The sequence below is a fragment of the Kitasatospora sp. NPDC097605 genome (assembly GCF_040302725.1).
Lineage (GTDB): Bacteria > Actinomycetota > Actinomycetes > Streptomycetales > Streptomycetaceae > Kitasatospora.
In genome coordinates this window covers 77,662-104,056 of record NZ_JBEOSF010000023.1, presented here as the reverse complement: position 1 = coordinate 104,056, position 26,395 = coordinate 77,662, and the positions used below count along the sequence as shown (strand labels likewise).

Genomic DNA, 26,395 nt, shown 5'->3' with positions numbered 1-26,395 from the left:
CGCGAAGCGTCCGGCCCCACCACGGAGCTCCCATGTCACTCGCGTCCGCCACCCGCAAGGGGGCCGGAGCGACCGCCCCGGCGGCGCCTCCCGTGCAGCAGCTGCTGCGCCGGAAGCGCCGCCGGGCGGCGGCCCGCACCCTCGCCTTCCTCTCCCCCTGGCTGATCGGCTTCAGCGTCTTCTTCCTGTACCCGCTGATCTCGACGATCTACTTCTCGTTCACCAAGTACAACGGCTTCGGCTCGCCCACCTTCACCGGTCTGAAGAACTGGGACTACGTCTTCAACGACCTCCCGGCGTTCTGGCAGGGCCTGCGCAACACCCTGTGGCTGGTCGTCGTCATGGTGAGCCTGCGGGTGCTGTTCGGTCTCGGCATCGGGCTGCTGATCACCAAGATCAAGAGCGGCGTGGGCCTCTTCCGCACCTTCTTCTACCTGCCGTACCTGGCCCCGCCGGTGGCCGCCACCGTCGCCTTCGCCTTCCTGCTCAACCCCGGCACCGGCCCGGTCAACCACTTCCTCGGCGAGATCGGGCTGCCGCAGCCCGGCTGGTTCTCCGACCCGGACTGGTCCAAGCCCGCGCTCACCCTGCTCGCCATGTGGGGCGTCGGCGACCTGATGGTCATCTTCATGGCGTCCCTGCTGGACGTCCCGAAGGAGCAGTACGAGGCCGCCGAGCTCGACGGGGCGGGCCCACTCCAGCGCTTCCGGTACGTCACCCTGCCGAACATCTCGCCGATCATCATGTTCGCGGTGGTCACCGGGGTCATCCAGACCATGCAGTACTACACGCAGGCGATCGTCGCCGCGAAGGTCGCCGGTGGCAACGCCGGCAACTCCGGCCAGCAGTTCGAGCCCGGCTACCCCTCGGGCTCCACCTGGACCCTGCCGCAGATGGTCTACAACCTCGGCTTCCAGCGCTTCAACTACGGTGCGGCGTGCGTCGTCGCCCTGGTGCTGTTCGTCATCTCGATGGCCGTCACCTCGGTGCTGCTGCGCCGCCGGTCCGGCTTCATGGCCAGCGACGACTAGCGGCCCAGTGAGGACACGATCATGACTCTCAGCTCGACCCTCCCCGCCGAGGCGCCCGGGAAGCGGCCCAGCCGGGGCACCGCCCGCGGCCCGGTCACCGCCGCAGCCCGCACCGCCCGGCGCCGCGCGCTGCTCAACTGGGTGGCCGTCCACTCACTGGCCGTCGCCGCCGCCCTGTTCTTCCTGCTGCCGTTCGTCTTCGCCTTCCTGACCTCGGTGATGTCGGACGGCCAGGCACTCACCACCGACTACTGGCCGACCTCCTGGAACTGGGGCAACTACGGGAAGGTCTTCAACACCCCCGGGTTCCTCACCTGGTGGCGCAACACCCTGCTGTACGCGGGCCTCGGCACCGTGCTGACCATCGTCTCCAGCCTGCCGGTCGCCTACGCGCTCGCCAAGTTCCGCTTCCGCGGCCGCAACCTGGCGCTGACGGCGGTCATCGCGATGATGATGCTGCCCCCGCAGGTCACCATCATCCCGATGTACCTGTTCTGGGCGAAGCAGCTGGGCCTGGGCGGCTCGCTCTGGCCGCTGATCATCCCGATGGCCTTCGGCGACGCGTTCTCGATCTTCCTGCTGCGGCAGTTCCTGCTGACCATCCCCCGGGAGTACATCGAGGCGGCCCGGATCGACGGCTGCGGCGAACTGCGCACCCTGCTGCGGGTGGTGGTGCCGATGGCCAAGCCCGCCATCGCCGCCGTCGCGCTGTTCCAGTTCTTCTACTGCTGGAACGACTACTTCGGTCCGCAGATCTACGCCAGCAACAACCACGACGCCTGGACCCTCTCCTACGGCCTGGAGTCCTTCAAGGGCGCCCACCACACCAACTGGAACCTCACCATGGCCGCCACCCTCCTCGTGATGGCCCCGGTGATCGTCCTCTTCTTCTTCGCACAGAAGGCCTTCATCGAAGGCGTGACACTGACAGGGGTCAAGGGCTGATGTCCGCACTCAAGCTGGCCATCGTTGGCGGCGGTTCGACGTACACCCCGGAGCTGATCGACGGCTTCGCCCGGCTGCGCGACACCCTGCCGATCGGCGAACTCGTCCTGGTCGACCCGGCCGCCGACCGGCTGGAGCTGATCGGCGGGCTGGCCCGGCGGATCTTCGCCAAGCAGGGCCACGGCGCGCTCGTCACCACGACCACCGACGTCGCGGCGGGCGTCGCCGACGCCGACGCGGTGCTGCTGCAGCTGCGGGTCGGCGGACAGGCCGCCCGCAACCAGGACGAGACCTGGCCGCTGGAGTGCGGCTGCGTCGGCCAGGAGACCACCGGCGCCGGCGGCCTCGCCAAGGCGCTGCGCACCGTCCCGGTGGTGCTCGACATCGCCGAGACCGTCCGCCGCGCCAACCCCGACGCCTGGATCGTCGACTTCACCAACCCGGTCGGCATCGTCACCCGCGCCCTGCAGAGCGCCGGCCACAAGGCCGTCGGCCTGTGCAACGTCGCCATCGGCTTCCAGCGGCGCTTCGCCAAGCACCTGGGCGTCGACCCGGAGCTGGTCCGGCTCGACCACGTCGGCCTCAACCACCTCACCTGGGAGCGCGGGGTCACCCTGCTCGACGCCCCGGGCGCGGCGGGCGGCCGCGAGGTGCTGCCGGAGCTGCTCTCCGGCTTCGGCAAGGAGATCGCCGAGGACCTGCACCTGCCGCAGCGGGTGATCGAGCGGCTCGGCGTCGTGCCGTCCTACTACCTGCGGTACTTCTACCAGCACGACCTGGTCGTGGAGGAGCTGAAGTCCAAGGGCTCGCGGGCCGCCGAGGTCGCCGAGATCGAGCGGCGGCTGCTGGAGATGTACGCCGACCCGGCCCTCGACACCAAGCCGGAGCTGCTCGCCAAGCGCGGCGGCGCGTTCTACTCCGAGGCGGCGGTGCAGCTCATCGCGGCGCTGCTCGGCACCGGCGGCGGCACCTCCGTGCAGGTGGTCAACACCCGCAACGACGGCGTGCTGCCGTTCCTGCCGGACGACGCCGTGATCGAGGTGCCGGCCGAGGTCGACGCGGCGGGCGTGCGCCCGCTGCCGCAGCGCCCGCTGGAGCCGCTGTACGCCGGCCTGGTCGCCGCCGTCACCGCGTACGAGCACCTCGCCCTGGACGCCGCCCTGCGCGGCGGCCGCGACCGGGTCTTCGACGCGCTGCTCGCCCACCCGCTGGTCGGCCAGATCGAACTCGCCGACCAGCTGACGGACCGGCTGCTCGCTCACAACCGCGAGCACCTCCTCTGGGCCTGATCCGCCCGGCCCCCGGTCTCCGGCCCGCATTCCGTGGGGGAGTGCGGGCCGGACCACGGGCGGAGCCACGCCACCCCCGGCCGGGAAAGACCCCCGGCCGGGCCACGTACCACGAGCCGCGGGAAACCCGATGACCCACCAGCCCGAACCGCACCTGCCCGGCGTCCTCGCCATCGACGCCGGCAACTCCAAGACCGACGTCGCCCTCATCGGCGCCGACGGCTCCGTCCTCGGCTCGGCCCGGGGCGGCGGCTTCGTCCCGGCGACCGTCGGCGCCGCCGCCGCCGTCGACGGACTCGCCCCGCTGGTCGCGCAGGCCGCCGCGGCCGCCGGCATCACCGGCTGGAGCGGCCCGCTGACCGACCACGTCAGCGCCTGCCTCGCCAACGCCGACCTGCCGGTCGAGGAGGAGGCGCTGCGCCTCGCCCTGGAGTCCCACCCCTGGGGCGCCGGCAACACCGTCGTCAACGACACCTTCGGCCTGCTGCGGGCCGGCACCGACGGCCCGCGCGGCGTCGCCGTCGTCTGCGGCGCCGGCATCAACTGCGTCGGCCTGCTGCCCGACGGCCGCACCGCCCGGTTCCCGGCCCTCGGCCAGCTCACCGGCGACTGGGGCGGCGGCTGGGGCCTGGCCGGCGCCAGCATGTGGCACGCCGTCCGGGCCGAGGACGGGCGCGGCGGGCCGACCGGCCTGGCCGCCGGCATCGCCGAGCACTTCGGCCTGCCCAGCACCGGCGCCGTCGCCGAGGCCGTCCACCTCGGGCACCTGCCGTCCGCGCGGCTGCACGAGATCGTCCGGGTGCTCTTCGCCGTCGCGGAGACCGGGGACGCCACGGCCAGGTCGCTGATCGACCGCCAGGCCGACGAGATCACCCGGCTCGCCGTCGTCGCCCTGCGGCGCCTTGATCTGCTGGACACGCCCACCCCGCTGGTGCTCGGCGGCGGGGTGCTCGCCTCCGGGCAGCCGCTGCTGATCGACAATGTGACGGCCCGGCTGGCCGCGGAGGCCCCGCTCGCCGAGCCCCGGGTCGTCGTCGCCCCGCCGGTCCTCGGCGCGGCACTGCTCGGGCTCGACCACCTGGCGGCCGGACCGGAGGCCCAGGAGCGGGTCCGCAAGGCCTACGACCCGGCGCAGCCGGTCGCGGCGTAGCGCCCTCCCCACCACCCTCCCCGCCACCGTCACCGCTTCCGCCCCCGCCGGGTCCGCACGCCCGGCGGGGGCGGTCGTCCGGAACCGGTCCCGTGGATTCCGCGTGTAGGAGGATGTCTCGTCCGGCCATGCTCCTGGGAGACTCACCCCATGACCGCGCCCCGCCGCCTCCTCCTCGCCGTGCTGCTCTGCTGCGCCGCCACCGCCGGGATCGCCGCCTGCACCCCGATCGACGAGGACCCGACGCCGGCGATGGCCTCGGACGACATCGGGGACCCCCAGGGCGTCGAGGACCCCGAGGACATCGGGGACCCCCAGGACTTCGAGGATCCCCAGGACTTCGAGGTCGAGGTGTTCGGGGCCGCCCCCGACTCCTTCTCCGCGGACTCCCTCTCCCCCACCCCCTGCGCCACCGGCGCCACCCACCGGACCGTCCAGGTCCTCGGCGTCACCGGCGGGCGGCTGACCGTCCGCCCCGCCTGCGCCCCCGACGCCGCCCCGGCCGTCCACCCGCTCGCCGCGCACGCCACCGCCACCCTGGTCGACCTCCCGCACGAGGAGCCGGCCAAGGAGGTCCAGCTCCCGGTCCTGCTCGACCACCTGGACAGCTGCCTGGACGGCGGCGAGCCCGCGCCGCCGTACGCCTGCTACGGCAACACCTATGAGCTGACCCTGGACGCCCGCGGCCGGATCACCCGGATCCAGGAACTGCGGCGCTGAGAACGCCGGACCGGGCCCCCGCCGTGGTGCGGCGGGAGCCCGGTCCGTGGTGTCCGCCCGGGGCTACACCAGGTCGTGGACCTGGCCGAAGCCGGTGTCCGGCCACATCGCGTAGCCGCTGCCGGTGTTGAGGGTGCCGTTGCCGTTGCCGGTCCACAGCAGCAGCGCGCCGTCGGACAGCTTGCCCGCGACGTCCGTCCGGCCGTCCCCGTTGAAGTCGCCCGCGACCAGGTCGTGGACCTGACCGAAGCCGTTGCCCGGCCACATCGCGTAACCACTGTTGGTGTTCAGCCGGCCATAGCCGTTGCCGGTCCACAGCAGCAGCGTGCCGTCGGACAGCTTGCCCGCGACGTCCGTCCGGCCGTCGTTGTTGAAGTCGCCCGCGACCAGGTCGTGGACCTGGCCGAAGCCGTTGTCCGGCCACATCGCGTAGCCGCTGCTGGTGTTGAGGGTGCCATTGCCGTTACCGGTCCACAGCAGCAGCGTGCCGTCCGTGGTCTTGCCGACGAGGTCGATCCGGCCGTCGTTGTTGAAGTCGCCCGCGACCAGGTCGTGGACCTGGCCGAAGCCGTTGTCCGGCCACATCGCGTAACCACTGTTGGTGTTGAGGGTGCCATTGCCGTTACCGGTCCACAGCAGCAACGTGCCGTCAGGCAGCTTGCCCGCGACGTCCGTCCGGCCGTCCCCGTTGAAGTCGGCCGCCACCAGCTCGCTGACCTGGCCGAAGCCGCTGTCCGGCCACATCGCGTAACCACTGTTGGTGTTGAGGGTGCCGTTGCCGTTACCGGTCCACAGCAGCAGCGCGCCGTTGGACAGCTTGCCCGCGACGTCCTCGCTCCCGTCACCGTTGAAGTCCACCCGCACCGGGGCGGCCGGGCCGGGCGAGCGGGAGACGCCGACGTCGAGCATGTCGTGGTCGATCTTCAGGGTGAATCCGCCCCAGGTCTCCGTGACGTCGGCCCGGTACTGGCGGGCACGCTCGTGGTTGACCCACATGCCGGTCGGGATGTACGGGTCGGCGGTGGTCTCCTGGCCGTTCCAGTTGGCGCAGAACAGCACGTCCGGGATGGCGTAGCCGGCGGACACGTTCTTGACGATGTCGTTGATGCCGCTGGAGCCGCTGCTGTAGACGCCCGACTTGTAGCCGCGCTCGTGCAGTCGGTTGGTCCACGCGGAGAGGAAGCTGAGGACCGTGGTGGTGTACTGCGGGACGCTGTACGCCTCCATGTCGTAGTAGAGCACGCTGCCCGGGACCAGCCCGAGCGCCGCCGCCTTGGCGATGGCGTTGTCCGCCTCGGTCACGCCGTCGGCCGCGGGGCTGGTGATCCGCGAGGCCTGCCGGCCGACGTAGATCGGCATGAACCGCCAGCCGTCGGCGGCCTGCCGCTGCATCCAGTCGGGGGTGAGGTTCCGCTGCTGGCAGAACATGGCGCTGCCGCCGATGTAGATGCCGATGGCGCCGTACGGGGAGGCCGTCTTCCAGGCGCGCATGAGGTCCGAGCCGGGCGCGTCGCAGGCGTCGAAGCCGCGGCCGGCGAAGTTGGTGACCTCGGGCGGCAGTGGGGTGACGGCCGCGGCGCCCTGCGGCGCGGCCGCCAGGCCCTGCGCCGCCGAGGGTGCCTCGCCGTGGGCGGTGGGCTTCGGGTTCTTGGCGGCGGTCGGCAGGCCGGCGGAGGCGATGACGCCGCGGACCAGCTTCTCGTCCAGGTCGTAGGTGCCGGTGACCCGGATGCCCGGCGCGGTGGCGGTGAGCTCGTGGTCCACGGGGTCGGCCGTGAAGCCCCGGGTGGTGTCGGCCGGGGCGGGCTCGACGAGCACCGCCTCGGTGCGGCCCACCCGGCCGGGCGGGCAGAGCGCGCCGTCGCCCGGGGTCCCGAGGTAGACCACATGACGGTCGAAGCCGACACAGGTCGTCGGGTCGGCGGCGAGGTCGACCACCGGCCAGTCGGCGGGCACGGTGAACCGGTGCCCGAGGTACGTCACGGGCTTGGTGTCAGGCGATGCGGAGGGCGCCGCGACGGCCGTCCCCACGGTGGTCGCTCCGAGCGCGAGGCAACAGCCCACGGCCAGGAGGATGTTTCGCATACTGATCGTCATCACCCTTTGGGATCCGGAGGGTTGGTCCGCCTCACTCAACTGTGGACGAACGGGAAATGCTAACGCGCCACTCCGAAGAAAAGCTGTCACTTTCGAACGGCTTGACCTCAACCGCGGTTGAGGTTGTCGGATGGGGTTCCGGCGGTGACCACCGCCCGGACGACACCGAGATCGGGGAGAGGGGCCGGCCATGGCGGGCGAGGTACTGGTGGCGGGGGACGTACCGGCGGCGGTGCGGGAGGCGGTGACCGGGGTGGTCGCGGCGCTGGAGGACGCGTTCAACCGCAAGGACGCGCAGGCGCTCGGCGCGCAGTTCGGCGAGCGGGCGTCCTGGACCAACGCGGCGGGCCGGCGGCTGGACGGGCGGGCGGCGATCACCGAGTTCAGCGGGCCGGCGATGCGGGAGTTCCTCAAGGACTCCTATGCCCGCTACGAGGTGGTGAAGCTCCTGGCGGTCGCGGACGGCGTGGTCGCCGTCAATGTGGCCCAGACGCCCACCGACGCCGAGGGCACGCCGGTGGAGGGCCCGCACGGCCGGGCGCTCTACGTGGTCGCCCGGCAGGCCGACGGGTGGAAGATCGTGGCCGGTCAGAACAACGCGGTCGATGCCCAGTCCGCGGCGTAGGTTCTGACCGGTCCCGGACCGGGGCCGCCTCCCGATCCCGTGATCGTGCCGGGGAGGCGGCCCCCTCGTCCGTCAGGACGCGGGGCGCACGGCGATGGCGTCGATCTCGACGAGCATCCCGGGCAGCGCCAGGGTGGCGACCCCGCTGAGGGTCTGTGCGGGCAGGCGCTCGCCCCAGGTGTAGCGCAGGGCCTTGTTGAGGATCTCCAGCTTCTGCGGGTCGTGGTCCACGATGAACGAACCGAGCCGGACGACGTTCTCGAAACCGAGGCCGACGGAGGTCAGCGCCCGGCGGAGGTTCTCCAGGGAGAGTGCGACCTGGGCGGCGAAGTCCTCCACCGCCACCTGGCCGTCGGCGTCGGAGGCGTACTGCCCGGCGAGGTAGACGGTCTCGCCGGGGGCGGAGACGACGTGGCTGTAACCGAACGGCCTGGGGTCGTGCAGGTCGGCGGGGTTGGTGATGGTGCGGTTGTCGGTCACGAGCGGTGCCTTCCGGTGCGGTGTCCGTCCTCTGGCCGGGACAACGCCGGTCCGCCCCCGGTTCATCCGCCTCCTGACGGAACGTCACCCATTGGCACCAATCCTGGCGGCGAGCGGGCGCGGGAGCGGATACGGGCGCTCCGGGGGCAGCAGGCGCTGCGCCTGGGCGGTGCGGCCCTGCTGGAGCAGCCCGGCGATCCGCCGCACCTGCGGGGTGAGGTCGGTGATCCCGGTGATCCACTCCTCGGCGAAGGTCCGGATCAGGGTGCGGCCCACGCCGACCTGGATGCTGTAGTGGTTGAGCGCGGCGCCGCGCAGGGAGCGCTCCGGGTCCCACTGGACGTGCACCTCCGCGCGGGCGAGCAGCGCCGGGTCGCCGGTGGTGAGCACGGCCCGCCCGAGCGCCTCCTCCCAGCCCGCCCGGGTGATCCGGACCGCCAGCACGCGCTCCTGGCCGGGCTTGCGGGCCCAGTTGCTGCGGTGCATCAGCCAGCTGAACGAGGGCTTGATCCATGTCATCCGCCCGAAGGAGAACGGCGCGACGAACCGCCCCGCGGCGAGGGCCGGCCCGGCCACCGCGGGGGCGTACGCCTGGTAGACGACGACGGTGTCGGCGTCGAAGTCGGCCCGGATCCCGTAGAGGTTCTGCATGACCGCGGACTCTTCCGCAGCGCGGCGGCCGGGGCGAGCGGTTTTCCGCCCGCCCCGGCCGCCCGGTGTCAGGCCGCTCAGGCCTCCCGGGGGGCGGTCGGGTGGCCGCAGCGGAAGAGCGGGTCCTCGGTGTCGAAGGGCACGTCCTCGCGGGCGGCCTCCACGGCGGCGTCCGAGCGGGGCAGGTCGAACGGCAGCGAGCCGGTCATCAGGGTGCGGCCGAGCACCGCGTCCAGGACCAGGTCGTCGGCGGCGCCGAACTCGCCGACCAGCAGCGCCGCGTGGGGCGCGAACGGGGTCAGCACGGCGGGGCGTTCGAGCTGGGCGACCACGGCGGTCGGCACGGCGGCGGCCAGGGCGGCGACGCGGGCCGCCTCGGCCGGCTCGAACTCCAGGGAGCCGGAGTGGAAGTGCTGCTCCAGCAGGCCCTCGCGCTTCTCGTACGGCGTGGCGAGCCGCAGGACGGCGAGGTCGGCGTCCTCGGGGCGCTCGACGACCGTCCCGTAGCGGGCCGCGACCTCGGCGTCCACGCCCTCGACGTAGATCCGCTCCCCGCTCAGCGGCCCGCCGGCGAGCCGGACCAGCGAGCGGGACTGCGCCCGGCGGCCGAGCTCCCGCCCCTCGGGCGCGCCGACCAGCTCGACGGCGGCCGCCACGTCCACGTACGGGTCGTCGAAGAGGCCGAGCCGGAACTTGTCGCGCAGGATCCGGCGGACGGACTCGTCGAGGCGGGCCTCGGTGACGGCGCCGGAGCGGACCACGCCGAGGATCAGCTCGGGGTCGGTCTCGCCGCCGAGCTGGTCGGCCCCCGCGTGCAGGGTGAGGGCCACCTGCTCGGGCACCGACAGCTCCTCGACGCCCCAGTGACGGGGCGGCAGGGAGACGATGCCGGGGATCTCCATGCCGGTGATGGCGTTGAAGTCGGTGCAGACGACGCCGTCGAAGCCGTACGTGCCGCGCAGCAGGCCGGTGATGACGTCATGGTTGAAGTTGGCGCCGACCTCGGCGAGCCCGGAGCCGGAGGGGATCGCGTAGGCGGGCATGATCTGCGCGGTGCCGGCCTCGAACGCGGCCTCGAAGGGGCGCAGGTGCCGGTCGAGGGCGCCGCCCGGGTAGACCAGGCGCCGGCCGGCCGCGAAGTGCGAGTCCTCGCCCCGGAACTGCGGGCCGCCGCCCGGGAAGTGCTTGGTCATGCAGGCGACGCTGTGCGGGCCGACGGACTCGCCCTGCAGGCCGCGGATGTAGGCGGCGATGATCCGCGAGGCGCGCTCCGGGTCCTCGCCGAAGGTGCCGCTGATCCGGGCCCAGCGGGGCTCGGTGGCGAGGTCGGCCATCGGGTGGAGGGCGACCCGGATGCCGACGGCGCGCAGTTCGCGGCCGATCACCGCGGCGTACTCCTCGACGAGCGCGGCGTCGTCGGTGGCGGCGAGGCCGATCGGCTCGGGGCCGGTGGAGAAGCCGCCGCCGGTGAAGGCGGTGGCGGGGTTGGAGGTGAAGCCGTGCCGGGGGTCGGAGGCCAGGGTGACCGGGATGCCGAGGCGGCCGGCGGCCGCGAGGTCCTGGACGTGGTTGTTCCAGGCGGCCATGGTGCGGGCGTCGGGGACGGCCGTCATGGCGAAGGCGGTGAGGCCGCGTTCGGCGATCAGGTGGTCGCCGGACGGGAAGGGGCCGTTATTGCCGGGGAGCATCCGTCCGTGCAGCATCAGCGCGGCCTTCTCCTCCAGGGTCATCCGGGTCAGGAGGTCCTCGACGCGCTCCTCGACGGGCAGCCGCGGGTCCTCGTAGGGCTCCATGGTGCCGTTGTGGTTGAGGTCGCGGAACGGCGTGCCGTCGGTGTGGCGCAGCACGGTCCTCATGCCGTCACCTCGGCGGCGGGGACGGCGGCCTTGACGCGGAAGGCCTCGACGGTCGCGGTGTCCACCCCGCAGTGGGCGAGCAGGCCCTCGGTGCCGCCGTAGCGGGCGTCGACCAGCTCCAGGAAGGCGGCCATGGCGCCGGCCGGGGCCTCCAGCAGCGGGCGGGGGACGGTGAACGAGCCCGCGTGGTAGTCGTTCAGCGCGTTGCGGTTGCGCTCGGCCAGGCCCTCGAAGATCTGCGCCAGCGCCTCGGTGGTGCGGGCGTAGTCGGCGACGATCTCCTCGGCGGGCACGCCGAGCAGGTCGAGCAGCAGCGCGGTCAGGAAGCCGGTGCGGTCCTTGCCGGCGGCGCAGTGCAGCAGCAGGCCGCCCGGGCGGGTGGCGGCCTCGACGGCCAGCTTGACGGCGGCGGGGTCCGACTCGGCCATCAGCAGGTAGAAGGCGCCGAGCTCGGCGTCCTCGGTCATGGTGCGCATGGCCGCCTCCAGCTCCGGGTTGGTGGGCTGGATGCGGGCGGCGACCACCTCGATGCCGGCGGCCCGGGCGTGCGCCCAGTCGGCCTCGTCCGCCTCGGCGTCACCACGCAGGTCGATGATCGTACGGATGCCGGCGGCGTTCAGCTGCTCGACGATCGAGGCGTTGTCGACCGGGAAGGGCTGGGCGGAGCGGTGGACGACGCCCGGGCGCACCCAGCGGCCCTCGGGGTCGGTGAGGGCGGCGGGGTCGCGGAAGTTGACCAGGGTCATGGCGGGGGCCTTTCGGTGCGGGAGAACGGGGTGGGGGGACTGCGGGAGCAAGACATCTAGACGTCTAGATGTCTACCTGGCAAGGGGGGCGCCCGGCAAGCGACGACGAGGTGAACTTCCGGACAACCGGGGACAGAAGGCGCCACCCGGCTCCGTAGGATCTGGCCCGTGGCGACGCACCGAACCGAGACCCCGCTGTACCGCCGGCTGGCCCGGCAGCTCCAGGAGCGCATCGACGCCGGGACGTACCCGGCGGGCTCCCGGCTGCCCAGCGAGCCGGAGCTGAGCGCCGAGTTCGGCGTCAACCGGCTGACCGTCCGGCAGGCGGTGGCCGAGCTGGAACGGGCCGCGGTGCTGGAGATCCGCCGGGGCGTGGGGACCTTCGTCCGCCCGCCGGCGGTACGGGTGTCGATCACCGTCGACCCGCGCAGCCAGCGCTTCGACCTCGGCAGCGTGCACACCGGGCTGCCGCTCGGCGCGCAGGCGCCGGAACAGGCGCAGGACGGCGAGTTCGTGGTGGCCGCGCCGCCGGTGACCGGGAGCCCGGAGGACGTCGAGGCGGCCCGTCAGCTGGGGTGCGACAACGCGGAGCTGTCCCGGGTGGACACGGTGATCCGGCTCGGCGGCCGGCCCCGGGTGGTGAGCAGCTACTGGGTGCCGTCGGGGCCGCTGCCGGCCGACCTGCTGCGGCCGGGCCGTCCCGGCAACATGGTGCTCGACCTGGCCCGGGCGGCCGGGGTGGAGCTGGAGTACGACTGGCGGGCGTTCGGCGCGGTCGGCGCGGACCTCGCCGACGCGGAACTGCTCGGGGTGCCGCCGGGCACGGCGCTGCTGGTCCGCGAGGGCGTCAGCTGCACGCCCGACGGCACGCCCGCGCTCTACCTGCGGCGACGGATCGACGGCAGCAGCGCGCGGTTCGTGCTGCACTACCGCGAGCCGGGCGGCGGATCGGGGCCGGCGCGGTAGGCGCTCACCGGGCGGCTCCCGCCGGGGCCGGCGCGTCGAACTGCGCGAGCAGCACCCGGAAGGCCGACGCCCAGTCCTCCAGCGACCGCATGTCGTTCCCGTCCACGACGTGCCGCCGGGTCATGCCCGCCAGCAGCGCGGCGAGCGCCTGCGGCCGCAGGTCGACGACCGGGTCCACGCCCAGCCGTTCGGCCGCGATCGCCGCCGCCCGCTGCGCGAAGTTGTCGATCATGATCAGCGCGAAGTCGTGCACGCTGCGGACCTCGATGAACCGGCGCCGCAGCGCCCGGCGCCGCACGGTGTGCTCGGCCGACTCCTCCAGCTGCCCGTCGATCGTGCCCCCGGCGCGTTCGAAGGCGGCCCAGAGGTCGAGCCCGGCGGGCGCGGCGGCGAAGGCGTCCAGGACGGCGGCGCCGAAGTCCATGCCGAACAGCAGCGCCTCCTTGCACTCGTAGTAGCGGAAGAAGGTGCGGTGGGCGATGTCCGCCCGACGGCAGATCTGGTCCACCGTCGTGCTCTCGAAGCCCTGCTCCTCGAAGAGGTCGAGCCCCGCCGTGCGGATGGCCTGCCTGGTCCGCGCCCGCTTGCGGTCGCGCAGCCCGGGCTCCGCCCCGGTGTCCGTCCCCTGCCCCTGCATCCTGCTCGCTCCTCGTCAACTGCTCTGCCGCACACGGCCGTGGTCGTACCGAATCACGCCCGGCGTGGCCCGCTCAAGCCGCGCGCCAAGTCGTCGACATTTCGTCATCCGGAGTTTGCACAACTGCCAGTTGGCAGTTGTGCCACTTCCAAAAGGTGGTGTCCGGCGGCCACCGGTCCGGCTGCGCCCGCCGGTCTCCCCCTCCCCCGAAGCCCCCCGATCCCCCCGAGGAATCATGAAGCGGCACACCCTCGTCCTGGCGTCCACGGTCTGCACGGCGGCCCTCGCCCTCACCGCCTCCGCCTGCTCCGCGTCCGACGACACGGTCTCCGGCGGCGGCGCGGCCGCCTCCGCGCCCAAGGACGACGGCCCCGCCGTCGACGGCGGCACCCTGAGAATCGGCCTCGACCGGCCCTTCGCCAAGCTCGACCCGGCGGACAGCGGCCTCACCTCGATGCCGATGATGATCCTGGCCAACGCGCTCTACGACCCGCTGATGGTCAACGGCGACAACGGCGCCGTGCAGCCCTACCTGGCCAAGTCCTTCACCGCCGCCACCGCCGACGCCACCGCCTGGACGCTGGAACTGCGCGAGGGCGTCACCTTCAGCGACGGCAAGCCGCTCGACGCGCAGGCCGTCGTCGACCACGTCACCCGGCTCGGCAAGCCCGAGGCCAAGTGCTCCTGCGTCACCGACGTCGCCACCATCGGCGCCATGACGGTCAACTCCCCCACCTCCGTCGGCTTCACCCTCAAGGGCGCCAACGCCGCCTTCCCCAGCATGTTCACCCGCTCCCTCGGCTATGTCTCCGAGGCGCCGACCGCCCCCGACGCCCCGGCCGTCGGCTCCGGCCCGTACACGGTGGAGAGCGTGCAGCCCGGCGTCTCCGTCACCCTCAACCGCAACCCCTCCTACTGGGGCGCCAAGGGCCACGCCGACAAGCTGGTCTACAAGGTCCTGCCGGACGCCGACAGCCGCTACCAGTCGCTGCGCTCCGGCGACGCCGACGTCATCTGGGCCGAGACCCCCGCCCAGCTCAAGCAGGCCGCCACCGACGGCCTGCGGGTGGCCGCCGGCCCCGGCTCCACCTCCACCGTGATCTTCAACACCAAGGCCGCGCCGTTCGACGACCCGAAGGTGCGCAAGGCGCTGCAACTCGCCGTGGACCGTTCGGCCGTGGAGAAGGTCGTCTACCTCGACCAGGGCAAGGTCTCGGACGGCCCGATCGGCTCCGTCTCCCCCTACCGGGCCGCCGGTGACACCTCCGGGTACCCCGCGCACGACCCGGCCAAGGCGCGCGCCCTGCTCGCCGAGGCGGGCCACTCCGACCTCTCCTTCGAGTACCTCGTCGACAGCCGCCCCGAGGGCCAGCAGCGGGCCACCGTGCTCCAGCAGATGTTCGCCGAGGTCGGCGTGAAGATGACCATCAAGCCGCTGGACCCGGCGGGCCTGAGCACCGCGATGTTCCAGCGCAAGTTCCAGGTGATGGACTTCGTCACCAGCATGTTCGGCGACACCGACACCGCCCTGGCCAGCCTCTACGCGCCCGACGGCCCCTACAACTTCACCGGGTGGAACAACCCGAAGGCCGGCCGGGCGATCGCCGCCGGGCGCGCCACCGTCGACCCGGCCGAGCGCGCCCGCTCGTACCAGGAGGCCGCGCAGGAGGTCGTCAACGACGCCCCGATGCTCTTCCTGACCGAGAACAAGACCGGCCTGCTGGCCTCCACCAGGACCGGCGGCCTGCCCGACGTCTCCAAGCGGACCGTCGTCAACGTCTCCCCCGCCTCGCTGTGGGTGAAGAAGTGACGCCCACCGCCCTCCGCACGGCGGGACGCACCGCCGGACGGCTCGCACGGGCCGCCGCGGTGCTCCTGCTGGTCACCGTCGCGGCGCTCTCCCTGCCGCACCTCATGCCCGGCTCCCCCGCCCTCGCCGCGCTCGGCCCCACCGCCACGCCGGAGCAGGTCACCGCCTACGAGGCCAAGCTCGGCCTGGACGAGAACGTGCTCAGCGCCACCTGGCGCTGGATCGGCGACGCCCTGCAGGGCGACCTCGGCCACTCGCTCTCCACCGGCGTCGCGGTCACCACCGAGCTCGCCGACCGGATCCCGGTCACCCTCGAACTCTTCATCGCCGCCCAGGTGGTGGCGCTCGGCCTGGCCCTGCCGGTCGCGCTCTGGTCGGCCTGGCGGCCGGGTGGCGCCGTCGACCGGATCGCCACCGCCGGCGCCTTCGTCTGGCTGGCCGTGCCCGGCTTCGTCCTCGGCCTGCTGCTGATCTGGCTCACCGCCGTCCAGCTCCGGATCCTGCCGGCCACCGGCTGGACCCCGTTCACCGAGGACCCGCTGGAGAACCTGCGCCACCTGGTACTGCCCGCGCTCACCCTCGGCCTCACCGAGGCCGCAGTCTTCACCCGCACCCTGCGCGGCCAGCTGCTCGACACCCTCGACCAGACCTACGTCGCCGCCGCCCGCAGCCGCGGCATGGGCACCGTGCGGCTGCTGCTGCGCCGGGCGCTGCGGCCCTCCTCGCTGCCGCTGGTCACCCTGATCGGCATCGGCATCGGGACCTCGCTCGGCGGCTCGGTGCTCGTCGAGACGCTGTTCGCGGTGCCCGGCGTCGGCACCCTGGTCTCCGGGGCGATCAACGGCCGCGACTTCCCGGTGGTGCAGGGCGTGGTGGTTGTCAGCGCCGTCGCCGTGGTGGCGGCCACCTTCGCCGTGGACCTGCTGTACCGCACGATCGACCCGAGGATCGCCGATGAGCGTCGCTGAGACCGTCCCGACCACGCCGGCGCGCAAGCGCGGGACGGCCGTCCGCCGCCCCTCCGCCGGAGTGCTGGCCGCCGGAGCCTGGCTGGCCGTCATCGCGCTCGCCGCCCTGCTGCTCCCGCTGCTGCCCGGCTTCGACCCGCTGCACGGCGACTTCGCCAACCCCGCCGCCGCCCCCGGTCCCGGCCACTGGCTGGGCACCGACGCCGCCGGGCGCGATGTCCTGCAACGGACCGTGGCCGGCGCCCGCGCCTCCTTCACCGTCGCCGGGCTGACCATCGCCGTCGGCCTGCTCGGCGGCGGGGCGCTCGGCGTGGCGGCCGGCTGGTTCCGCGGGCCGGTGGACAAGGTGATCGGTTTCGCCACCGACCTGCTGATGTCCGTCCCCACCCTGATCCTGGTGATGATCGCGGTCTCGCTGCGCGGGCCCAGCCTGACCCTGATCGGCTCGCTGATCGGCCTGTTCACCGTGCCGCACTTCACCCGGGTGGTGCGCGCCGTCGTGCTGTCGCTCAGCGAGCGGGGCTTCGTCCAGGCCGCCCGGATGATCGGCACCGCCCCGCTGCGGATCCTGGGCCGCGAGGTGGTCCCGCACGTCGCGCCCGCCGCGCTCACCTTCGCGTTCACCGCCACCACGGTCGCCATCGTCGCCGAGGGCTCGCTCAGCTTCCTCGGCTTCGGGCTGCGCCCGCCGGAGCCGTCCTGGGGCGGCCTCATCGCCGAGGGCCGCACCACCCTGGGCAGCGCCCCGTGGATCTCGCTCGCCCCGGCGGCGGTGCTCTGCCTGACCGTCCTCGCCCTCAACTACCTGGGCGAGAAGCTCCGTTCGAAGGGAGGGCGAGGATGACCAGCCCGGTTCTGGAGGTCCGTTCGCTCGACACCACCCTGCACACCCCCGACGGCCGGGCGCTGCACGTGCTGCACGGCATCGACCTCGCCATCGACGCCGGCGAGTGCCTCGGCGTGGTCGGCGAGTCCGGCTCCGGGAAGTCGGTGCTGGCCCGCACCGTGCTCGGCGTCCACCCGCGCACCACCCGGGCCACCGCCACCGGCGAGGTGCTGCTGAACGGCGAGGACCTGCTCACCGCGAGCGCCGCCCGGCGCGCCGAACTGCTCGGCACCGGCGTCGCGATGGTCCACCAGGACCCGATGACCTCGCTCAACCCGGTGGTGCGGATCGCCGACCAGGTCACCGAGGCGCTCACCAACCGGCGCCGGATCCCGCGCCGCGAGCGGCTGCGCACCGCCGCCGAGCTGCTCGCCGCCGTCGACGTCCCCGACCCGGCCCGGCGGGCCCGCGCCTACCCGCACGAGCTGTCCGGCGGCCTGCGCCAGCGCGTCGGCATCGCCGCCGCGCTGGCCGGCTCCCCCGCCCTGCTGCTCGCCGACGAGCCCACCACCGCGCTCGACGTCACCGTCCAGCGCACCGTGCTCGACCTGCTCGACCGGCACCGCGAGAGCCGGGGCCTGGCCACCCTGCTGATCACCCACGACATCGGCCTGCTCTACGGCCGCGCCCGGCGGATCGCCGTCATGTACGGCGGGCGGGTCGTCGAGACCGGCCCCACCGAGGCCGTCACCGAGACCCCCGCCCACCCGTACACCGCCGCGCTGCTGCGCTCGGTGCCCCGGGTCACCGGGCCGCTGCGCCGCACCCTGCCCGCCGTGGCCGGCTCGCCGCCGGACCTCTCCAAGCCCGTCCCCGGCTGCCCGTTCGCGCCGCGCTGCGAGCGCGCCGAGTCGATCTGCTCGACCGACGCGCCGCCGCTGCACCGCGCCGGGGCCGGACACACGGCCGCCTGCCACTTCCCGCTCACGCCGTCGGCCGCGCTGCCGGCGAAGGCCGAGGAGACCGCCGCATGACCCCCATCCCCTCCCCGGGTGCCGACACCCCCGTCGTGCTGCGGGCCACCGGGCTGTCCGTGGTCCACCGCACCCGCTCCGGCCCGCTGCACGCCGTCAGCGGCGTCGACGTGGAGCTGCGCGAACGCCGCACCCTCGCCCTGGTCGGCGAGTCCGGCTCCGGCAAGAGCAGCATCGCCAAGGCCCTGCTGCGGCTGCCCCCGCCCACCACCGGCACCGTCACCCTGGACGGCACCGACCTCGCCGCGCTCTCCCCCCGCGCGCTGCGGGCGCTGCGCCCCCGGATGCAGATGGTGTTCCAGGACCCGGTCTCCTCGCTCAACCCGCGCCGCACCGTGCGCGACCTCGTCGCCGAACCGCTGGACGCCCACCGGGACCCGGCGGTCGACCGCGCGGCGGTGGTCGAGCGGCAGCTGGAGGCCGTCGGGCTGCCGGTCGCGCTGTTCGGCGACCGCCGGCCCGCCCAGCTCTCCGGCGGCCAGGCCCAGCGGGTCGCGATCGCCCGCGCGCTCGCCGCCGAGCCGCGGGTGCTGATCGCCGACGAGGCCGTCTCCGCCCTCGACGTCTCCGCCCAGGCCACCGTGCTCAACCTGCTGCGCCGGCTCACCGAGGAACGCGGCCTGGCGAGCCTGTTCATCTCGCACGACCTCGGGGTGGTCCGCGCCGTCAGCGACGACGTCGCGGTGCTCCACCTCGGCCGGCTCTGCGAGCAGGGCCCCACCGAGGAGGTGCTCTCCGCCCCCGCCCACCCCTACACCGCCGCGCTGCTGGCCGCCGTTCCCGAGCCGGGCCGTCCGCTCGGCGACACCGGCCTGCTCCCGGCCGACCCGCCGTCCCCGCTCGACCCGCCGTCCGGCTGCCGGTTCCGCACCCGCTGCCCGTTCGCCGACGACCGGTGCGCGAGCGAGGTGCCGCGGCTGCGGGAGGTCTCGCCCGGGCGGACCGTCGCCTGCCACCGGCCGCTGACGCCGTCGCGGCCGGGCGCGGCCGTGGACGCCGCAGCGGCCGTGGAGACCTGAGCGGCAGTGGAGACCTGAGCGGCGGTGGACACCTGAGCGGCCGGAGCGCCGACCGGATAGCATGCCCGGGCTGAGCAGCCGGCAGCCCGACCTGCGGCGGAACGCGCCGGCTGACCGGCCAGGAAGGCCGACCGGCCGACCGGCGGGCACGCCGGCCGGCCGGACCACACCGACGGACCGGGCGGGACACGACGACATGACGGTGGCCAACGGAACCGGCGCCCCCGACATCCCCAACGAGCTGGCCCACCACTGCCTGGACCTGCTCACCGACGTCTCCCGCACCGGCCGCCTGCTGCGCCGCGCCGAACTGGAGCGGCTGCGCGACCTCGGCGAGCGCGGCGCCGAGGCCGGCCACGGCCTGCGCGAGCTCGTCGGCTCCTGCCTGGGCGCCACCCGCGCCGCCTGGCAGCACCTGCCCGGCGTCAACGCCGCCACCGCCGCCGAGCTGCGGCGCACCGGCGACGCGCTGCTCGCCGGCATCCAGGCCGCCCTCGGCGCCCTCGCCGAGGGCCATGAGCGCGCCCAGCGGATGGCCGTGCGCCAGGAGGAGGCCAACCGGCGCGAGCTGGTCAACGACCTGCTGCACGGCCGCTCCGACCTCGGCCGGCTCGCCGAGCGCGCCGAGCGGTTCGGCCTGCGGCTGGCCGCCGGGTACACCGTCGCGGTCGCCGTCGCCGCCGAGCCCTACCTGGAGGGCGCGCCCGCCGCGCACCGGGTGCTGCGCGAACTGACCGGCCGTTACGACGACCGCACCCTGCTGCTGGCCGCCCGCGACGGGCGGCTGGTCTGCATCGCCTCCGACGGCGAGCAGGCCGTCCTGACCGCCTTCACCGAGCTGGCCCTCCGCCCCGGAGCCGGGTACCCGCCCGCGCAGCGGGTGGCCACCGGCCGCCGGCACGGCGGCACCGGCGGCATCGTGCGCAGCTACGAGGAGGCGCTCGCCGCGCTGGAGTACGCGCAGCGCCTGGAGCTGCCGGCGCAGCGGCTGCGCGCCGAGGAGCTGCTGGTCTTCCCGGTGCTGATGCGGGACCGGGCCGCCATGGCCGACCTGGTGCGCACCGTGCTCGGCCCGCTCACCTCCGCGCGCGGCGGCGCCCGCCCGCTGCTGGAGACCATCACCGTCCAGGCGGAGGCCGGGTACGTGAACGCGGAGACCGCCCGGCGGCTCGGCCTGAGCGTGCGCGCGCTCGGCTACCGGCTGGAGCGCATCCGCGACCTCACCGGCTACGACCCGGCGGACGCGCTGCACCGTTACACCCTGGAGACCGCCGTGATGGGCGCGCGCCTGCTCGACTGGCCGGCCCAGCCGCTGCGACCGTGACCGTTCCATCCTGAACGTTTCAGGGGGCGGTTCGTTGCTTTCGGTTTCCGGATATTTTCCGGTGTCAAAGCACCGACAAGATTGCCAGGTCCTGGCAGTGTGCGGACGCTTTCCTCCTGACAGGATCACCACGGCGCCCGGGGGGTCCGGCGCCGCACGGGGAGTCGGGGGGAGCGGGCGGATGCGGGGGGAATTCAGGGCCGCGCCGGACTTTCCGACCCTGGTGGTGACCGCCGAGTACTGGATGCTGGCCCTGCTCAGCGGCCTGGGGGCCGACGCCGTGTCCGGGGGGCACGACGTCGGCCGCGCCACCGGCACCCGGAGCGGGGGGTGCGGCGCCGAGCCCCACATCGACGCCGCGCCCGGGGAGCTTCCCGACGACCTGCCAGGGGACCTGCTCGCTTCCGAACCCTTCCCCCTGGTCGGCCGTGTCTGCACGGTCCTGCCGGGCGGCGCCGGCACTCACGACGGCTGGGCCGAGGCCACCACCGACGACGGCTCCCCCGCCCTCCTCGCCGTCCGCACCCCGCCCGGCGACCCCGCCGTCCCCGCCGGCCGCACCGCCCTCCTCCACGCCCACGACCCGGCCACCGACACCTTCCTCATCACCCCCCTCGACCTCAGCGCCCTCTTCAGCTGAGCCCGCAGGCCCGGGGTCGCCGAGGAGCGCACGTGCCCGGCCCAACGGCGGGTTCGGACCACCGCCCCGGCGGTCGACCGCCCCTTGCCGGTGACGTTTCGTCACCGTTCCGGCTGATGACGCGGCTCCCGGGGTGACGTCGGGGTACCGGGTCGGCGAGGACGAGATCCGGATCGTGCTGCTGCTCGTCGGGCCGTGAGCCCGCGGGGCCGGCGGGGGTCAGCGGCGGGCGGCGGCGAGGAGGGCGGGGACGGTGGGGAGTTTGACGCGGGGGCGGCCGGTGGCCTCGCCGCGGGCGCGTTCGGCGCGGTCGATGGCGCGCAGCTGGCGCAGGCCGAGGGCGTCGGGGCGTCGGGTGCGGACCAGGCGGTCGAAGGCCCTGCGGTCGGCGGTGGGGACGGGCAGGGCGCCCGCGACGGCGTCGTCGAGGAGGGCGTGGACGGTCTCCTCGGCGCAGGCGCGGTTGGCGCCGATGCCGCCGGAGGGTCCGCGTTTGGCCCAGCCGACCAGGTAGGTGCCCGGCAGTGGCCGGCCGGTCGCCGGGTCGAGGACGCGCCCGCCGGTGTGCGGGACGGTGCCGGCCGCGTCGTCGAAGGGCAGCCCCGGCACGGGGACGCCGCGGTGGCCGATGGAGCGGACCACCAGGGAGGTGTGCAGCAGGTCGTCGGTGCCGGCGAAGCGGACCGCCTCGACCCGGCCGTCACCGAGGAGTTGGGCGGGCTGGGCATGGAAGCGCAGCACGATCCGCCGGCCGGGCCGGGGCGGCGCGGCGCCGTCCGGGCGCTCCCGCGCGAGGCCGGCGAGCAACGGCGCGGCGGAGCCCTCCGGGCGGTCGTCCACCACGACGTCCACGCCCGGGAGCCGGGTGAGGGCGAGGAACTCGGGCACGGTCCACGCGGCGTGTTCGGGCCCGCGCCGGGCGGCCAGCACCACCTCGCGGACCGGGCCGCGGCGCAGCGCGGCGAGCGCGTGGTCGGCGATGTCGGTGGCGGCGAGCCGGTCGGGGTCGGTGAGCAGGATCCGCGCGATGTCGACGGCGACGTTGCCGTTGCCGATCACCACGGCCCGTTCGGCGCCCGGACCCGATCCGCCGCCGAGCACGACCGCGTCGGCGGGCACGGTCGGTTCGGCGTTGTACCAGCGGACGAAGGTGGTGGCCGGCAGGCTGCCGGGCAGGTCCTCGCCGGGCACGCCGAGCCGGCGGTCGGCGGCGGCCCCGACCGCGTACACCACCGCGTGGTGGTGGGCGGCGAGTTCGGCGTGGCCGAGGTCGGTGCCGACCTCGACGTTGAGGTGCACCCGCAGCCGCGGGTCGTGGAAGACGGAGGCGAAGCTCTCGGCGATCCGCTTGGTCGACTGGTGGTCCGGGGCGACCCCGTGCCGCAGCAGCCCGCCGGTCACCGGCAGCCGGTCGATCATGGTGATCTCGGCGCCGGTGGAGCGCAGCAGCGCCTGGGCGGTGTAGCTCGCGGACGGCCCGGTGCCGACGATGGCGACCCGCAGCGGGCCGGCTCCGAGGTCGAGGCCGGTGGGCAGGCTGCGCGGGAAGACCGGCGCGCCCCAGGCGTGGTCGGCGGGGTGGTCGCGGTACCGGTCGCGGTTGAGCTTGCCGTAGACCGCGTCGGGCCCGGTCAGCCGGTCGACCGGGAAGACCGCGTCCACCGGGCAGGCGTCGGCGCAGGCGCCGCAGTCGATGCAGGCGGCCGGGTCGATGTAGAGCATGTCGGTACGGCCGAAGTCCGGCTCGTCCGGGGTGGGGTGGATGCAGTTGACAGGGCAGACGGACACGCACGAGGCGTCGTTGCAGCAGGTGCGGGTGATCGCGTAGGCCATGGCGGGGGTGGGGTCCTCGCTGCGTGGGGTCGGGGGCTGGGGAGGGGCCGGTCAGAGCATGTGGATGCGGCGGTAGATCTTCGCCGCCGTACCGGTGAGCAGCCCGTTCTCGGCGAGGAAGGCCATCAGGTGGCGGCTGCTGGTGCGCATCATGGCGCGCCGGTGCTCGCTGGCCCGGACCTCGGCGAGTGCCCGTCCGACGTCCAGGCCGGCGGCCTTGTACACGGACGGGTGAACCATGCTGGTGACGATGACGAAGGCGCCGGCCGCGATGCCGAAGGCGGCGTTGCGGCGGCGCAGCGCACCGGCCCCGCGCAGCCGTTCGCGGATCTCCTGGCGGGCGAACTTCATGTGCCGGGACTCCTCGACCACATGGATCCGGGAGGTCCCGCGGACGATGTCGAGGACGTTCTCGCCGCGCATCCAGTCGCGCTGCATGACGTCCAGCACCTCCTCGGCCACCAGGATGCCGCCGTAGGCGAGTTCGCCGCGGGCGAGGGACTTGTAGGCGCGTCCGGCGTGGGCGACGGCCCGGTGCGGCCGGTACTGGGGGACGCCCATCTTCTCGCAGGCGCGGGCGAACATGATCGAGTGGCGGCACTCGTCGGCGATCTCGGTGAGCGCGAAGCGGAACTCGGCGCTGGCGGGGTCCTTGAGGTACTGGTCGCGCAGCACCATCTGCTGCAGGATCATCTCGAACCAGATGCCGGTGGTCATGATCGAGCCGACCTCGTGGCGGGTGAGGGTGACCCGCTGCTCCTCGGTCATCTCCGCCCAGAGCGCGGTGCCGAAGAGCGTGCTCCACTCGGGGTTGAGCCCGTACTGCCCGGGCGGCAGCGGCGCGTCCCAGTCGATCTCGACGGCCGGGTCGTAGGAGAGGGCCGCCGCGGAGTCGAGGAGCCGCCTGGAGACGTCGTCGTCGGCCGCGGTGTGGGTCCGGGTGGGAATGCGTTCCGCCGAGTGGGCCATGGCTGCCTCCGTCAGGTGCGTGGCCTGCGCGGGAACCCGCACGCCCCGCTTATTGACGGAGATTACAATAGGAGTCGGCGTCCGAGAAGCCCCCGCGCGACCGGCCCGAGCCGTCCTCCAGCCGGTCTCGAGCCGCCCCGTGGGCCGTCCCGGCGCCGTCCGGGAACTGGCGGGCTCGCCGGGCCGGGGGATGATGGAGGGGTCGCGGCAGCCAGCCCGCCGACGGAGAGGAGCGGACCGGATGGACACGGCGGACGCCCTGTACCGCGGCCGATCCCCCTTCGTCGTCAACGCCATGGGCGCCCTGCTCGACGCGGACGGCCGCATCGTCCGCTGGACCCCGGAGGCGGAACGGCTGCTCGCCCTCGGCGCCGACCAGGTCCACGGCCGGCCCGTGCACGACCTCCTCGCCGACCCGGTGGGATGGCCGGCGATGTCCGAGCTCAGCGCGGAGCAGCGGGCCGAGGGCTGGTCCGGCGAGGCGGTGCTGCGCTCCGGCCGGGGCGAACGGCTCGCGCTGTCGTACCAGGTGCTGCCGCTGAACGCGCCCGACGCCGACCACCCCGCGGACCCGACGACCGGCGGCACGCCCCGGTACTTCGTGCTCGCCGCCCCCACCCCGCTGATCGCCCGCTCGCGCCAGGACCAGGCCTTCACCCGCGAACTGTTCCTGCAGGACCGGGTCGGCCTGGCCGTCTTCGACGAGCGGTTGCGCCTGGTCCGCACCAACACCCATCTGCTCCCCTACAGCGGCCTGCCGCCGGACCTGCGCGGGCGGCGGCTCGGCGACTTCCTCCAGGCCCAGGACGCCGCCGCCGTCGAACGCGGACTGCGCGACGTGCTGCGCACCGGCCGGCCGCTGATCGGCGCGGAGGAGATCGTCCGCACCATCGAGGACCCGGCCGGCGGCGCGGTGATGGCCATCTCGGCGTTCCGGCTGCAGGCCCCCGACGGGCAGGTGATCGGGGTGACCGCGCTGTTCACCGACGTCACCGAGCTGCACCGGTCCGGCGAACGGCTCGCCCTGCTGCACCGGGCCACGGCCGCCGTCGGCGGCTCGCTGTCGGTCACCGGGACGGCGGAGGAGCTGGCCGCCGTCCTCGCCCCGCCGTCCCCCGGGGGTGAGCCGCAGGCGGACGGCGGATCGGTGCCGGGGCTCGCCGACCTGGCGGTGGTCGACGTCGCCGAGGCCGTGTTCACCGGCGGGGAGCCCACCCCCGGGCGGGACGGCCGGGTGGTGCTGCGCCGCACCGCCGTCGCGGCCGCGAAGCCGGGCGACCGGACGTCGCCGGCGCCCCCGCCCACCGGGGTGGCCGTGCCCGCCGACCCCGGCGAGCAGACCGCGCACACCGCCTTCCCGCCGTCGATGACGGTCCCGCTGCGGGCCGGCGGCAGCCTGCTCGGCCGGGTGACCGTGCACCGCGCCCCGCACCGGCCGCCGTACCCGCCGGCCGACCTGGAGCTGCTGCGCGAGATCGCCGACCGCGCCGCCCTCGCCCTGGACAACGCCCGCCGCTACGCCCGCGAGCACCGCGCCGCCGTCGGGCTGCAGCGCAGCCTGCTGCCGCCCTCGCAGGCCGAGACCACCGCGGTCTCCACCGCGAGCGTCTACCTGCCCACCGACACCGCGAGCGGGATCGGCGGCGACTGGTTCGACGTGATCCCGCTGTCCTCCGCCCGGGTCGCCCTGGTCGCCGGTGACGTGGTCGGCCACGGGCTCGCCGCGAGCGCGACCATGGGGCGGCTGCGCACCGCCGTGCGGACGCTGGCCGACCTCGACCTGGAGCCGGACGAGCTGCTGGTCCACCTGGACGACCTGGTCGCCCAGCTGATGGTGGAGGCCGAACGGCCGGAGGAGGACGACGAGGGCCTGGACGCGCGGCCCGGCGCGAGCGCGGCCGTCCGGCCCCCGGTGAGCCACGGCGTGTGGAGCGACGCCGGCCACGACACCCCGGACGAGCAGCAGACCGTGCCCTTCGGCGCCACCTGCGTGTACGCGGTGTACGACCCGGTGTCCCGGCGCTGCGCGATGGCCTCGGCCGGCCACCCGCCGCCCGCCGTCGCCGACCCGGACGGCCGGGTGACCTACGTACCGCTGCGGCCGGGGCCGCCGCTCGGCGTCAGCGGGCTGCCGTTCGAGGTGACCGAGGTCGAGCTGGAGCCAGGCAGCCTGCTCGCGCTGTACACCGACGGGCTGCTCCTCGGGTACGCGGACGACCTGGAGGAGGGCATGGACGAGCTGGCCCACCGGCTCGCCGCCGCGGCCTCCCCGCCGGACGGCGCCGTCCCGCCGGCCGGCCCGGCGCTGCGCGAGCTCGGGCGGGACCTGGTCGCCGACCTCCCGGCGCACCGGCTCACCGACGATGTCACCCTGCTGCTGGCCCGCACCCGGGAGGTGCCGCCCGAGGCCACCGCCGGCTGGACGCTGGAGGCGGACCCGGCGGCGGTCGCGCGGGTCCGGGAGGCGGCCACCGGGCAGCTGCTGGCCTGGGGGCTGGAGGAACTGGCGTTCACCACCGAGCTGGTGCTGAGCGAGCTGGTCACCAACGCGATCCGCTACGCGGGCGGCCCGGTCGGCGTCCGCCTGATCCGCGCCGAGCGCCTCACCTGCGAGGTCTCCGATCCCAGCGCCACCCAGCCTCGGATGCGCCGGGCCCGCCTCACCGACGAGGGCGGACGCGGCCTCTACCTGGTCGCCCAGCTCACCACCCGCTGGGGCAGCCGCTACACCCGCCAGGGCAAGACCATCTGGGCCGAGCAGGACCTCCCGTCCGGCTGA

General features: G+C 74.4%; 23 protein-coding genes. 15 read left to right on the top strand and 8 right to left on the bottom strand.

The window, feature by feature from the left end; genetic code table 11:
- The first annotated feature begins 32 nt into the window (after positions 1-32).
- From ABTX81_RS24970 to ABTX81_RS24950, 5 genes are all read left to right on the top strand, one after another.
- Positions 33-1,031 (top strand): carbohydrate ABC transporter permease, encoded by a 999-nt coding sequence (locus ABTX81_RS24970; protein ID WP_350549396.1) that lies wholly within the window; start codon positions 33-35, stop codon positions 1,029-1,031.
- 21 nt (positions 1,032-1,052) lie between these two features.
- Entirely contained in the window at positions 1,053-1,976 is a 924-nt protein-coding gene (locus tag ABTX81_RS24965) for a carbohydrate ABC transporter permease (RefSeq protein ID WP_350549394.1), read from the top strand.
- Positions 1,976-3,265: a 6-phospho-beta-glucosidase gene (locus ABTX81_RS24960; RefSeq protein WP_350549392.1), complete on the top strand. Its 1,290-nt coding sequence runs from the start codon at positions 1,976-1,978 to the stop codon at positions 3,263-3,265. Before ABTX81_RS24965 ends, ABTX81_RS24960 begins: the two co-directional genes overlap by 1 nt.
- 130 nt (positions 3,266-3,395) lie before the next feature.
- On the top strand, positions 3,396-4,415 hold the full coding sequence (locus ABTX81_RS24955) for an N-acetylglucosamine kinase (protein ID WP_350549390.1): 1,020 nt from the start codon (positions 3,396-3,398) through the stop codon (positions 4,413-4,415).
- Positions 4,416-4,565: 150 nt separating this feature from the next.
- Positions 4,566-5,135 (top strand): hypothetical protein, encoded by a 570-nt coding sequence (locus tag ABTX81_RS24950; RefSeq protein WP_350549388.1) that lies wholly within the window; start codon positions 4,566-4,568, stop codon positions 5,133-5,135.
- A 63-nt stretch (positions 5,136-5,198) separates the two neighbouring features.
- Here ABTX81_RS24950 and ABTX81_RS24945 read toward each other — a convergent pair whose 3' ends face one another.
- The gene (locus ABTX81_RS24945) at positions 5,199-7,118 is read right to left on the bottom strand and encodes a glycoside hydrolase domain-containing protein (RefSeq protein ID WP_350549386.1); all 1,920 of its coding nucleotides are present in this window, start codon (positions 7,116-7,118) and stop codon (positions 5,199-5,201) included.
- A 304-nt stretch (positions 7,119-7,422) separates the two neighbouring features.
- Here ABTX81_RS24945 and ABTX81_RS24940 point away from each other — a divergent pair, with 304 nt between their 5' ends.
- Complete coding sequence (locus tag ABTX81_RS24940; RefSeq protein ID WP_350549384.1) at positions 7,423-7,857, top strand: YybH family protein; 435 nt, start codon at positions 7,423-7,425, stop codon at positions 7,855-7,857.
- Positions 7,858-7,929: 72 nt separating this feature from the next.
- On the opposite strand, the gene ABTX81_RS24935 is transcribed toward ABTX81_RS24940, so the two are convergent.
- The 4 genes from ABTX81_RS24935 to ABTX81_RS24920 all read right to left on the bottom strand — a co-directional run bounded on the left by ABTX81_RS24935 (position 7,930) and on the right by ABTX81_RS24920 (position 11,590).
- Entirely contained in the window at positions 7,930-8,337 is a 408-nt protein-coding gene (locus ABTX81_RS24935; protein WP_350549382.1) for a RidA family protein, read from the bottom strand.
- A gap of 84 nt (positions 8,338-8,421) precedes the next feature.
- On the bottom strand, positions 8,422-8,988 hold the full coding sequence (locus ABTX81_RS24930) for a DUF4291 domain-containing protein (protein WP_350549380.1): 567 nt from the start codon (positions 8,986-8,988) through the stop codon (positions 8,422-8,424).
- A 77-nt stretch (positions 8,989-9,065) separates the two neighbouring features.
- Complete coding sequence (locus ABTX81_RS24925) at positions 9,066-10,844, bottom strand: glycoside hydrolase family 3 protein (protein WP_350549378.1); 1,779 nt, start codon at positions 10,842-10,844, stop codon at positions 9,066-9,068.
- Positions 10,841-11,590, bottom strand: coding sequence for a tyrosine-protein phosphatase (locus ABTX81_RS24920; protein ID WP_350549376.1), 750 nt, complete (start codon positions 11,588-11,590; stop codon positions 10,841-10,843). Before ABTX81_RS24920 ends, ABTX81_RS24925 begins: the two co-directional genes overlap by 4 nt.
- 168 nt (positions 11,591-11,758) lie before the next feature.
- Between ABTX81_RS24920 and ABTX81_RS24915 the strand changes: the two genes are divergently transcribed.
- Positions 11,759-12,556, top strand: coding sequence for a GntR family transcriptional regulator (locus tag ABTX81_RS24915; RefSeq protein WP_350549374.1), 798 nt, complete (start codon positions 11,759-11,761; stop codon positions 12,554-12,556).
- A 4-nt stretch (positions 12,557-12,560) separates the two neighbouring features.
- Here ABTX81_RS24915 and ABTX81_RS24910 read toward each other — a convergent pair whose 3' ends face one another.
- Entirely contained in the window at positions 12,561-13,193 is a 633-nt protein-coding gene (locus ABTX81_RS24910) for a TetR/AcrR family transcriptional regulator (protein ID WP_350549372.1), read from the bottom strand.
- Between the two features lie 235 nt (positions 13,194-13,428).
- Here ABTX81_RS24910 and ABTX81_RS24905 point away from each other — a divergent pair, with 235 nt between their 5' ends.
- The 7 genes from ABTX81_RS24905 to ABTX81_RS24875 all read left to right on the top strand — a co-directional run bounded on the left by ABTX81_RS24905 (position 13,429) and on the right by ABTX81_RS24875 (position 20,814).
- Positions 13,429-15,003 carry an ABC transporter substrate-binding protein gene (locus tag ABTX81_RS24905; protein ID WP_350549371.1) on the top strand — a complete coding sequence of 525 codons (1,575 nt, stop codon included), beginning with the start codon at positions 13,429-13,431 and terminating at the stop codon, positions 15,001-15,003.
- Complete coding sequence (locus ABTX81_RS24900) at positions 15,000-15,971, top strand: ABC transporter permease (RefSeq protein ID WP_350549369.1); 972 nt, start codon at positions 15,000-15,002, stop codon at positions 15,969-15,971. Before ABTX81_RS24905 ends, ABTX81_RS24900 begins: the two co-directional genes overlap by 4 nt.
- Positions 15,958-16,815 carry an ABC transporter permease gene (locus ABTX81_RS24895; protein WP_350549367.1) on the top strand — a complete coding sequence of 286 codons (858 nt, stop codon included), beginning with the start codon at positions 15,958-15,960 and terminating at the stop codon, positions 16,813-16,815. Before ABTX81_RS24900 ends, ABTX81_RS24895 begins: the two co-directional genes overlap by 14 nt.
- Positions 16,812-17,831 carry an ABC transporter ATP-binding protein gene (locus ABTX81_RS24890; protein ID WP_350549365.1) on the top strand — a complete coding sequence of 340 codons (1,020 nt, stop codon included), beginning with the start codon at positions 16,812-16,814 and terminating at the stop codon, positions 17,829-17,831. Before ABTX81_RS24895 ends, ABTX81_RS24890 begins: the two co-directional genes overlap by 4 nt.
- Positions 17,828-18,850, top strand: coding sequence for an ABC transporter ATP-binding protein (locus tag ABTX81_RS24885; RefSeq protein WP_350549363.1), 1,023 nt, complete (start codon positions 17,828-17,830; stop codon positions 18,848-18,850). Before ABTX81_RS24890 ends, ABTX81_RS24885 begins: the two co-directional genes overlap by 4 nt.
- 196 nt (positions 18,851-19,046) lie before the next feature.
- Positions 19,047-20,174, top strand: a complete 1,128-nt coding sequence (locus ABTX81_RS24880) for a PucR family transcriptional regulator (RefSeq protein ID WP_350549361.1) — start codon at positions 19,047-19,049, stop codon at positions 20,172-20,174.
- Between the two features lie 181 nt (positions 20,175-20,355).
- Positions 20,356-20,814 (top strand): hypothetical protein, encoded by a 459-nt coding sequence (locus ABTX81_RS24875; protein WP_350549359.1) that lies wholly within the window; start codon positions 20,356-20,358, stop codon positions 20,812-20,814.
- 219 nt (positions 20,815-21,033) lie between these two features.
- On the opposite strand, the gene ABTX81_RS24870 is transcribed toward ABTX81_RS24875, so the two are convergent.
- Together ABTX81_RS24870 and ABTX81_RS24865 are read right to left on the bottom strand one after the other, a co-directional pair.
- A complete protein-coding gene (locus ABTX81_RS24870) occupies positions 21,034-22,647 on the bottom strand; it encodes a 4Fe-4S binding protein (protein ID WP_350549357.1) in 1,614 nt (537 codons plus the stop codon).
- Positions 22,648-22,698: 51 nt separating this feature from the next.
- Complete coding sequence (locus tag ABTX81_RS24865; protein ID WP_350549355.1) at positions 22,699-23,616, bottom strand: AurF N-oxygenase family protein; 918 nt, start codon at positions 23,614-23,616, stop codon at positions 22,699-22,701.
- A 241-nt stretch (positions 23,617-23,857) separates the two neighbouring features.
- Between ABTX81_RS24865 and ABTX81_RS24860 the strand changes: the two genes are divergently transcribed.
- Positions 23,858-26,395 (top strand): SpoIIE family protein phosphatase, encoded by a 2,538-nt coding sequence (locus ABTX81_RS24860; protein WP_350549354.1) that lies wholly within the window; start codon positions 23,858-23,860, stop codon positions 26,393-26,395.

What these genes read in the sequence shown, in the direction of transcription:
- ABTX81_RS24970 (WP_350549396.1), top strand. Translation starts at nt 33, where the DNA reads ATGTCACTCGCGTCCGCCACCCGCAAGGGGGCCGGAGCGACCGCCCCG.
- ABTX81_RS24965 (WP_350549394.1), top strand. Translation starts at nt 1,053, where the DNA reads ATGACTCTCAGCTCGACCCTCCCCGCCGAGGCGCCCGGGAAGCGGCCC.
- ABTX81_RS24960 (WP_350549392.1), top strand. Translation starts at nt 1,976, where the DNA reads ATGTCCGCACTCAAGCTGGCCATCGTTGGCGGCGGTTCGACGTACACC.
- ABTX81_RS24955 (WP_350549390.1), top strand. Translation starts at nt 3,396, where the DNA reads ATGACCCACCAGCCCGAACCGCACCTGCCCGGCGTCCTCGCCATCGAC.
- ABTX81_RS24950 (WP_350549388.1), top strand. Translation starts at nt 4,566, where the DNA reads ATGACCGCGCCCCGCCGCCTCCTCCTCGCCGTGCTGCTCTGCTGCGCC.
- ABTX81_RS24940 (WP_350549384.1), top strand. Translation starts at nt 7,423, where the DNA reads ATGGCGGGCGAGGTACTGGTGGCGGGGGACGTACCGGCGGCGGTGCGG.
- ABTX81_RS24930 (WP_350549380.1), bottom strand. Translation starts at nt 8,988, where the DNA reads ATGCAGAACCTCTACGGGATCCGGGCCGACTTCGACGCCGACACCGTC.
- ABTX81_RS24925 (WP_350549378.1), bottom strand. Translation starts at nt 10,844, where the DNA reads ATGAGGACCGTGCTGCGCCACACCGACGGCACGCCGTTCCGCGACCTC.
- ABTX81_RS24920 (WP_350549376.1), bottom strand. Translation starts at nt 11,590, where the DNA reads ATGACCCTGGTCAACTTCCGCGACCCCGCCGCCCTCACCGACCCCGAG.
- ABTX81_RS24910 (WP_350549372.1), bottom strand. Translation starts at nt 13,193, where the DNA reads ATGCAGGGGCAGGGGACGGACACCGGGGCGGAGCCCGGGCTGCGCGAC.
- ABTX81_RS24905 (WP_350549371.1), top strand. Translation starts at nt 13,429, where the DNA reads ATGAAGCGGCACACCCTCGTCCTGGCGTCCACGGTCTGCACGGCGGCC.
- ABTX81_RS24895 (WP_350549367.1), top strand. Translation starts at nt 15,958, where the DNA reads ATGAGCGTCGCTGAGACCGTCCCGACCACGCCGGCGCGCAAGCGCGGG.
- ABTX81_RS24890 (WP_350549365.1), top strand. Translation starts at nt 16,812, where the DNA reads ATGACCAGCCCGGTTCTGGAGGTCCGTTCGCTCGACACCACCCTGCAC.
- ABTX81_RS24885 (WP_350549363.1), top strand. Translation starts at nt 17,828, where the DNA reads ATGACCCCCATCCCCTCCCCGGGTGCCGACACCCCCGTCGTGCTGCGG.
- ABTX81_RS24880 (WP_350549361.1), top strand. Translation starts at nt 19,047, where the DNA reads ATGACGGTGGCCAACGGAACCGGCGCCCCCGACATCCCCAACGAGCTG.
- ABTX81_RS24875 (WP_350549359.1), top strand. Translation starts at nt 20,356, where the DNA reads ATGCGGGGGGAATTCAGGGCCGCGCCGGACTTTCCGACCCTGGTGGTG.
- ABTX81_RS24870 (WP_350549357.1), bottom strand. Translation starts at nt 22,647, where the DNA reads ATGGCCTACGCGATCACCCGCACCTGCTGCAACGACGCCTCGTGCGTG.
- ABTX81_RS24865 (WP_350549355.1), bottom strand. Translation starts at nt 23,616, where the DNA reads ATGGCCCACTCGGCGGAACGCATTCCCACCCGGACCCACACCGCGGCC.
- ABTX81_RS24860 (WP_350549354.1), top strand. Translation starts at nt 23,858, where the DNA reads ATGGACACGGCGGACGCCCTGTACCGCGGCCGATCCCCCTTCGTCGTC.